Source organism: Amycolatopsis circi (assembly GCF_003385235.1).
In the GTDB taxonomy this organism is placed as follows: Bacteria; Actinomycetota; Actinomycetes; order Mycobacteriales; family Pseudonocardiaceae; genus Amycolatopsis; species Amycolatopsis circi.
In genome coordinates, this window is sequence record NZ_PQIA01000248.1 from 1 (window position 1) to 5,761 (window position 5,761).

Genomic DNA, 5,761 nt, shown 5'->3' on the forward strand with positions numbered 1-5,761 from the left:
GGGGTGGCGCGGGTGGCGGCCGTCGCGGTTCCGGGCGTGAGCACGGCTGAGGCGCTGGTCGGGGGTCGTGAGTGGCAATGCCGGTTCTAACCGGCGTTAGCACTCACGAGGCGGATGGAGCTGACGGCGGGCACCCTGCGTTGTCGGGTGCGAAGGTTGACTGCGTTGCTTCGGCGGCGGGTGGTGAGGGGGTCGTGAGTGGCAATCGCGGTTCTAACCGGGATTAACACTCACGAGCCGGGTCGAGCCGATGATCGCCACCCCACGCCCGTCGCGGGCGATGTGCACGCTGAAATCCGCGCCCTCGCGCGAAAACCGCCCGATCACTTCCCGATAAGTGCTGCGGTCATACGATTCCCAGCCCGCCGCTTCCAACGTCGGCCGCACCGCTTCGGTCAGCACCCGCAATGCGCCCGGGCTGTCCTCCATCCGGACCCCGTACTGCCAGCACACCAACTGCCCTGGCTGAGCGGGATCGCAATCCAGCTCACCGTCCACTGTGGGCACTGCGCGAGCCCCGAACGTCGCGGCCACACTGTCGATCACGTTCGTCAGCTCGGCAGCCAGATCCTTCAGTTCGCGCGTGATCACGGCAGCACCGCCGGAACCGGCACGGGTGCCTCACTGACGTGGCCGCCGGTCAGCACGCCGTAGATGTTCTCCCACGAATCCGAACCCGGCTTGAGCACGCCGCTGTGCGAGGACAAACCCCATTGCACGTCGCCCGCGGCATCGCGGCCGGTGGTGAGTTCGGTGACGCCGGGGAAAGTGTCCGGGTTGGCGCCTTGGCCGATGCCGGTCCATTCCAGTGCCCCGGCGTTGCCCTGGGCGAGGATGATCGGGTCCAGCGGGGCGGTCATCGAGTACCGCTGCACGCCGGCCTGGCTCGGCGGCAGGTCCGCTGGGCTCCATACGCCGTGTCCCATGCCCGCCGACTCTACGTGCAGCACCCGGTCCACTGGCAAGCCTTGCTGGTCAGCGAGCCCGACGGTGGCACCGCCGTAGCTGTGGCCGATCGCGGTGATCGTGGCCGCGCCGCCGGTCTGGGAGTCGACCTGGCCGCGCAGTTCGTCGCCGAACGCCTTGAGGTTCGGGGCCATCGTCTGCGCGTAGCTGGCTTCGGCGCCCTCGGTGGTGACGTTCTGCGGGAACACCCCGTCGGCCCACACGACCATCGCGGTCCGGCCGCTCGGGTCGGCGGCGACGAGGCTGCGGCCGAGGTCGGAGTAGGACTGGAAGGTGTCCATCCGGGTGTGCACGCCGGGCACGAACAGCCCGACGTTGCGCGTGCCCGGCTGGATCGTGCCGACGAGTTCGGCGATCCGGCCGTCGCCGGACGGATCGAAGCGCAGGATCTGCCGGTGGTCGTCGATAATGCTTTGGTACAACGCGATTCGCCGCTTCGAACGGGCGATGGCGTCCGGATCGGACAGTCCGGCCAGCCGGGTCCGTTCGGCGGCGAGCGCGTCGGAAACCTTCATGCGGTTGGCCGCGATGGTTCCGGCCCATCCGCCGCTGCTGGCGGACTTTCCGGCTGACGGCACCGGGTCTTCGGGCAGGAGCGAGCGGTACATCGCCGCGACCTGCTCGTCGGCGCGCCGGTATCCCGCGGAAGAAGCGGTGAGGCCGTCGCGAAGGACCTGGGCGCGGGTGACGCGCTGGTCGACGTCCGCGGCGAGTGCGCCGAGCGTTTTCGCCAGCCCGGCGGCACATCCGGACGACGCGGACACCTGGCCGAAGGCCGTGGCGGGCACTCGTTCGCCCGCCACGGCCTGCTGCACGGTCCGGAGCGCGCCGGCGCGAGCGTCCAATTCGGACGCCGCCCCGGCGAGTTTCGCCGGGGCGACCCGGTAGCCGTCGGTCACGGCTGGTCGATCGGCTCTTCGCCGATGACCGAGGGCGCGACCGGAGCCTGCTGGCCCCACACGTTCTCGGTTTCGACGAGCCACGCGGGAATCCGCCTGCCCGAGCCCATGTCGCCGCCCGCGCCCATGCCGCCCATCGGCATCATGGGCATCATCGGCATCGCGCTCTTGGCCGCCGCGCCCGCCGCACCGGCGGCGCCGCCCGCGAGCCCGCTCAGGACGTTCGACTGCGCGTTCCCGGCGAGCCCGGAGTGCGCGGCCGGAGCCTCGCCGGCACCGCTGAGACCGCCGCCGGACGGAATGCCGCCGCCGTCGGTCGACGGAGCGCCTCCTCCGCCGACCGGGATCCCGCCGCCGCCACCGCCCGCGGGACCGGCCCCGCCGCCGAGCTTCGTGCCCGGAAGCGTGTCCTGCTCTTTGTCCTTGTCGTTCTTGTCTTTGTCCTTGTTGTTGCTGCTGCCCGAGGCCCACGGCGGAACCTTCGGCATGATCGACCCGAACCGGCCGAACGCGGCGGCGGAAGCGGCCGCGAGACCGGCGGTGAACATGTCGCCGAACAGCGGGCTGCCCGGCGTCTGGGCCGGGTGTCCGGGCTGCGAAGTGCCGGGGATCTGCGTGCCGTCGGTGGGCAGCGGGTGCGAATCGACCGGAGCGCCGACCGCGGTGCCGCCGTCCGGGCTGTTGCCGATCGGGCCGGTGGCGCCGCCGGTGGAAGCGCCGCCGCCGGGAACCGGCTTGGGCGGCGGAGCGGCCGCGTTCGGCGAAACCGGGATCGCGTCCTCGGCGGTGTCGTAGTTCGTCGCGAGGTTGTTCATGACGACGATCGCCTTCGCGTGCGCGGAGCCGGCGGCGTTGGCGGCCTGTTGCTGCGCTTCGACATTGGCGATCGCCTGCTGCCGCTGCTGCGTCGCGGCGACGACGGTCGCAGGCGGGGTGTCCGGCGGAAGCAGCGGCGGGTTGACCGCCAGCGCGACGTCGGCAGGCGAGACGTCCGGCACCGCGACCGGCGGCGGCATCTCGGTTTTGGCCTTGACCAGCGCATCCGCGGCGTCCTCGAGCATGTCGCGCATGCCCTGCGCGGTGACCGCGACCTTGCGCATGCCGCCGACCAGGTCGTTCATCATGGTCCGGTACTGATCGGCCGCGCCGCCGGTCCACGAGCTGGAGAAGTCGGTGAGCTGGTCGGACAGGTTCTCCGCTTGGTCGTGCAGCCCGCGCGAGGCCGAACCCCACTGTTCGGCCGCGGCGCGCGCGGTGGTCGGGTCGCCCGCCTGCAGCATCGCGTAGAGCTGCTGGTGGGTGTAGCCGGCGAAATTGGTGCGAGGGCCGCTCATGCGTCTTTACCCCCTGAAGATTCGAGGCCCAGCAACGAAAAAAGCGGGTCCAGCAGACCGGTCTGCTGACCCGATTGGTGCAGGTCGCCCGCGACCGACTGGTCGGCCTGGGCGTAACCGTCGGCGACGGTGGTGGTGACGTCCTGAGCGAACGCGATCGCCCCGCGGACCTGCTCCAGCAGGCCCTGCATCTCGGCGACCGCGGCGCGGTGGGCGTCGGCGAGCGAAGCGGCTTCCCCGAACTCCCCGAACAGCAGCGGATGCTCCCCGAGGGTGCGCAGGAAGTCGTTCGGCCGGGACATCGCGTGGATCTGGGTTTCCAGCTCCCGGACGAAGTCGCTCAGCGATTCCAGGTGGACGTAGTACGACTGGTCGGGCATCGGCCGGTGACCTCTCGTGCGGCAGGACGCGGGAAAGCCGGCCGTCCGGAGCGGGCGGGGGGTGGTCCCGCCCCGGACGGCCGGCGTCGGGGCCGGATCAGGCGAACAGGCCCTGGTTTCGGTTCTCCAGCTGGTGCTGGAGATCGTGGGCGTCGCCGACCTTGGTGCCGAACTGCGCGATGATCGCGACGATGTCGGCGGTCGCCTGGCGGAGCCGGGTCTCGGACGCGCGCGCCGCTTCACCGGCGGAGCTGCCCGAGGCGTACCAGGTCTGGGTGATCGGCTGCAGGTTCTGGTGCAGCTGCTCCAGCTGGGAGGTCAGCGCCTTCGCCTTGGCGGCGAGCGACGCGGAGCTGTGCTGCAGGGCCCCGAAGCTGATTTCTACGACGTCAGCCATGGTGTCTTGTCCTCTCTCAGGGGTTGAGGCGAGGGATCACGTTGCCCTCGACGGTGTGGCTGACGCTCTGGAAGCTCTGGTGCACGTCGGAGTCGCCGGCGTTGTAGTTCGTGTGGCTGGTGTGCACCAGCTGCGACATGGTGTCGAGCTCGCGGACCGCGGCGGTCATCTTCTCCTGGAGCCTGCGCTGCAGGTCCCAGAACGCGACGGCCTGGTCGCCCTTGTAGTTCCGCAGCGACTCGGTCAGCTCGGACTCCAAGCTGGTCATCGTCGTCTTCGCGCTCGACGCGGTCTCCTCGAAGCCCTGGACGGCGCGCGTCATGGCAGCGGAATCTGCCTGGAATCCCGGACTGGACATCTGACGGGCCACCTCCTTCCCTCTCGTGGAAAATCCCGGTGCGCGGTGGGCCGCGCGGTGTGAATGTCACGCTAGAAAAGAAGCGGGTGCGGTCAAACGGCACAACTGCCGGTCGCTTTGACGGCACTATTACCCACAGGTGGGGTGCGCCCTACCCCCGAGACGGGGGAGCACGCCAGTGTTCGGCCCCCCGCCGGCGACCAGGCTTGCCCCATGACTTCCTGGGGATTACGACTGTTCCGGCTGCATCGCCCGCTGGGGGTGCTGGCCGGGGCGATGGTGCTGCTGTTCGTCGCCTGCGTGTTCGGGCTGCTGCTGGATGATCGCACGCTCGTCAACGCGCCGCTGTGGGCGAAACCGTTCAAATTCGCCGTTTCGGTGGCGTTGTACGCGCCGACGCTCGCGTGGCTGTTGTCGCTCGTGCAGCGCGGCCGCCGAGCCGGCTGGTGGATGGGCACGGTGTTCGCGGTCGGCATGGGCACGGACATGGCGCTGCTGGTGTGGCAGGTGCTCGTCCAGGACCGTCCGCTGCACTTCAACCACGAGACGCCGGCCGACGTGCTGATCGGCAACATCCTGGCCACCGGCGCGTTCACCGCGTGGGGCGCGACCGCGGCGGTGGTCGTCCTGCTGCTGTTCCAAAAGCTGCCGGACCGTGCGCTGACGTCCGCGCTGCGGTGGGGGACCGCGCTCGCGGCCGGCGGGATGGGGCTGGCGCTCATGATGTTCTCGGCCAGCCCGGCGCAGCAGCACGTGCTGGACGGCGGCGGGAAGCCGTCGATGATCGGCGGGCACACGATCGGTCTCGAGGACGGCGGGCCGGGGCTGCCGGTGCTGGGCTGGAGCACGGTCGGCGGGGATATGCGGATCACGCACTTCGTGGGGATCCACGCGATTCAAGCCTTGCCGCTTCTGGCGCTTGCGTTGGTTGCGTTGTCTCGGCGGTATCCGGTGCTGTCTAACGAACTGGTGCGGCGTCGGCTGGTGTGGACTGGGACGGTCGGGTACGCCGGGGTCATCGCGATTACCGCGTGGCAGGCGATGCGCGGGCAGTCGATTGTGCGGCCGGATGTTTGGACGCTTGCCGCGACTGCCGGGTTGGTCGCGGTGGTGGCGCTTGGAGCGGTGCTGGCGGTGCGGCCCGCGGGCGTTCCCGATGAGCGGCATGCGTTGAGGGGATTCTGAGATCTGTTCGGTACCTCTTGCCGGGCCAGCCGGTGGTCGGCTGGCCCGGCGGGAGGGCGGGGTTGTGGCATTTCCTCAGGGGTTGCTGGATTCGTTGCGGCGGGAGCCGGACGGGGTGGCGTTCGAGCACGGGGAGCGGCGGGTTCGTCGGGGGGAGGTGCTGGAGCTTGTCGGGCGGTTTGTGGCGGGGTTGCGGGCGGCTGGGGTGCGGGCTGGCGATGGAGTGGGGATTGCTACTGGGG

General features: G+C 70.3%; 7 protein-coding genes. 1 reads left to right on the forward strand and 6 read right to left on the reverse strand.

Annotation, left to right across the window (positions count from 1 at the left end; genetic code table 11):
- Positions 1-213 precede the first annotated feature (213 nt).
- The 6 genes from D0D37_RS45510 to D0D37_RS45535 all read right to left on the reverse strand — a co-directional run bounded on the left by D0D37_RS45510 (position 214) and on the right by D0D37_RS45535 (position 4,334).
- Entirely contained in the window at positions 214-591 is a 378-nt protein-coding gene (locus D0D37_RS45510; protein WP_116206769.1) for a hypothetical protein, read from the reverse strand.
- The gene (locus D0D37_RS45515) at positions 588-1,865 is read right to left on the reverse strand and encodes an alpha/beta hydrolase (protein ID WP_116206770.1); all 1,278 of its coding nucleotides are present in this window, start codon (positions 1,863-1,865) and stop codon (positions 588-590) included. The genes D0D37_RS45510 and D0D37_RS45515 overlap by 4 nt, the downstream gene beginning before the upstream one ends.
- Positions 1,862-3,199, reverse strand: coding sequence for a WXG100 family type VII secretion target (locus D0D37_RS45520; RefSeq protein WP_116206771.1), 1,338 nt, complete (start codon positions 3,197-3,199; stop codon positions 1,862-1,864). The genes D0D37_RS45515 and D0D37_RS45520 overlap by 4 nt, the downstream gene beginning before the upstream one ends.
- Positions 3,196-3,579, reverse strand: a complete 384-nt coding sequence (locus tag D0D37_RS45525; RefSeq protein WP_116206772.1) for a hypothetical protein — start codon at positions 3,577-3,579, stop codon at positions 3,196-3,198. The genes D0D37_RS45520 and D0D37_RS45525 overlap by 4 nt, the downstream gene beginning before the upstream one ends.
- Positions 3,580-3,676: 97 nt before the next feature.
- The gene (locus D0D37_RS45530) at positions 3,677-3,976 is read right to left on the reverse strand and encodes a hypothetical protein (protein WP_037809581.1); all 300 of its coding nucleotides are present in this window, start codon (positions 3,974-3,976) and stop codon (positions 3,677-3,679) included.
- Between the two features lie 16 nt (positions 3,977-3,992).
- The gene (locus tag D0D37_RS45535; RefSeq protein ID WP_116206773.1) at positions 3,993-4,334 is read right to left on the reverse strand and encodes a WXG100 family type VII secretion target; all 342 of its coding nucleotides are present in this window, start codon (positions 4,332-4,334) and stop codon (positions 3,993-3,995) included.
- A gap of 213 nt (positions 4,335-4,547) precedes the next feature.
- Here D0D37_RS45535 and D0D37_RS45540 point away from each other — a divergent pair, with 213 nt between their 5' ends.
- Positions 4,548-5,519 (forward strand): hypothetical protein, encoded by a 972-nt coding sequence (locus tag D0D37_RS45540; protein ID WP_116206774.1) that lies wholly within the window; start codon positions 4,548-4,550, stop codon positions 5,517-5,519.
- Positions 5,520-5,761 lie beyond the last annotated feature (242 nt).

What these genes read in the sequence shown, in the direction of transcription:
- D0D37_RS45520 (WP_116206771.1), bottom strand. Translation starts at nt 3,199, where the DNA reads ATGAGCGGCCCTCGCACCAATTTCGCCGGCTACACCCACCAGCAGCTC.
- D0D37_RS45525 (WP_116206772.1), bottom strand. Translation starts at nt 3,579, where the DNA reads ATGCCCGACCAGTCGTACTACGTCCACCTGGAATCGCTGAGCGACTTC.
- D0D37_RS45540 (WP_116206774.1), top strand. Translation starts at nt 4,548, where the DNA reads ATGACTTCCTGGGGATTACGACTGTTCCGGCTGCATCGCCCGCTGGGG.
- D0D37_RS45535 (WP_116206773.1), bottom strand. Translation starts at nt 4,334, where the DNA reads ATGTCCAGTCCGGGATTCCAGGCAGATTCCGCTGCCATGACGCGCGCC.
- D0D37_RS45530 (WP_037809581.1), bottom strand. Translation starts at nt 3,976, where the DNA reads ATGGCTGACGTCGTAGAAATCAGCTTCGGGGCCCTGCAGCACAGCTCC.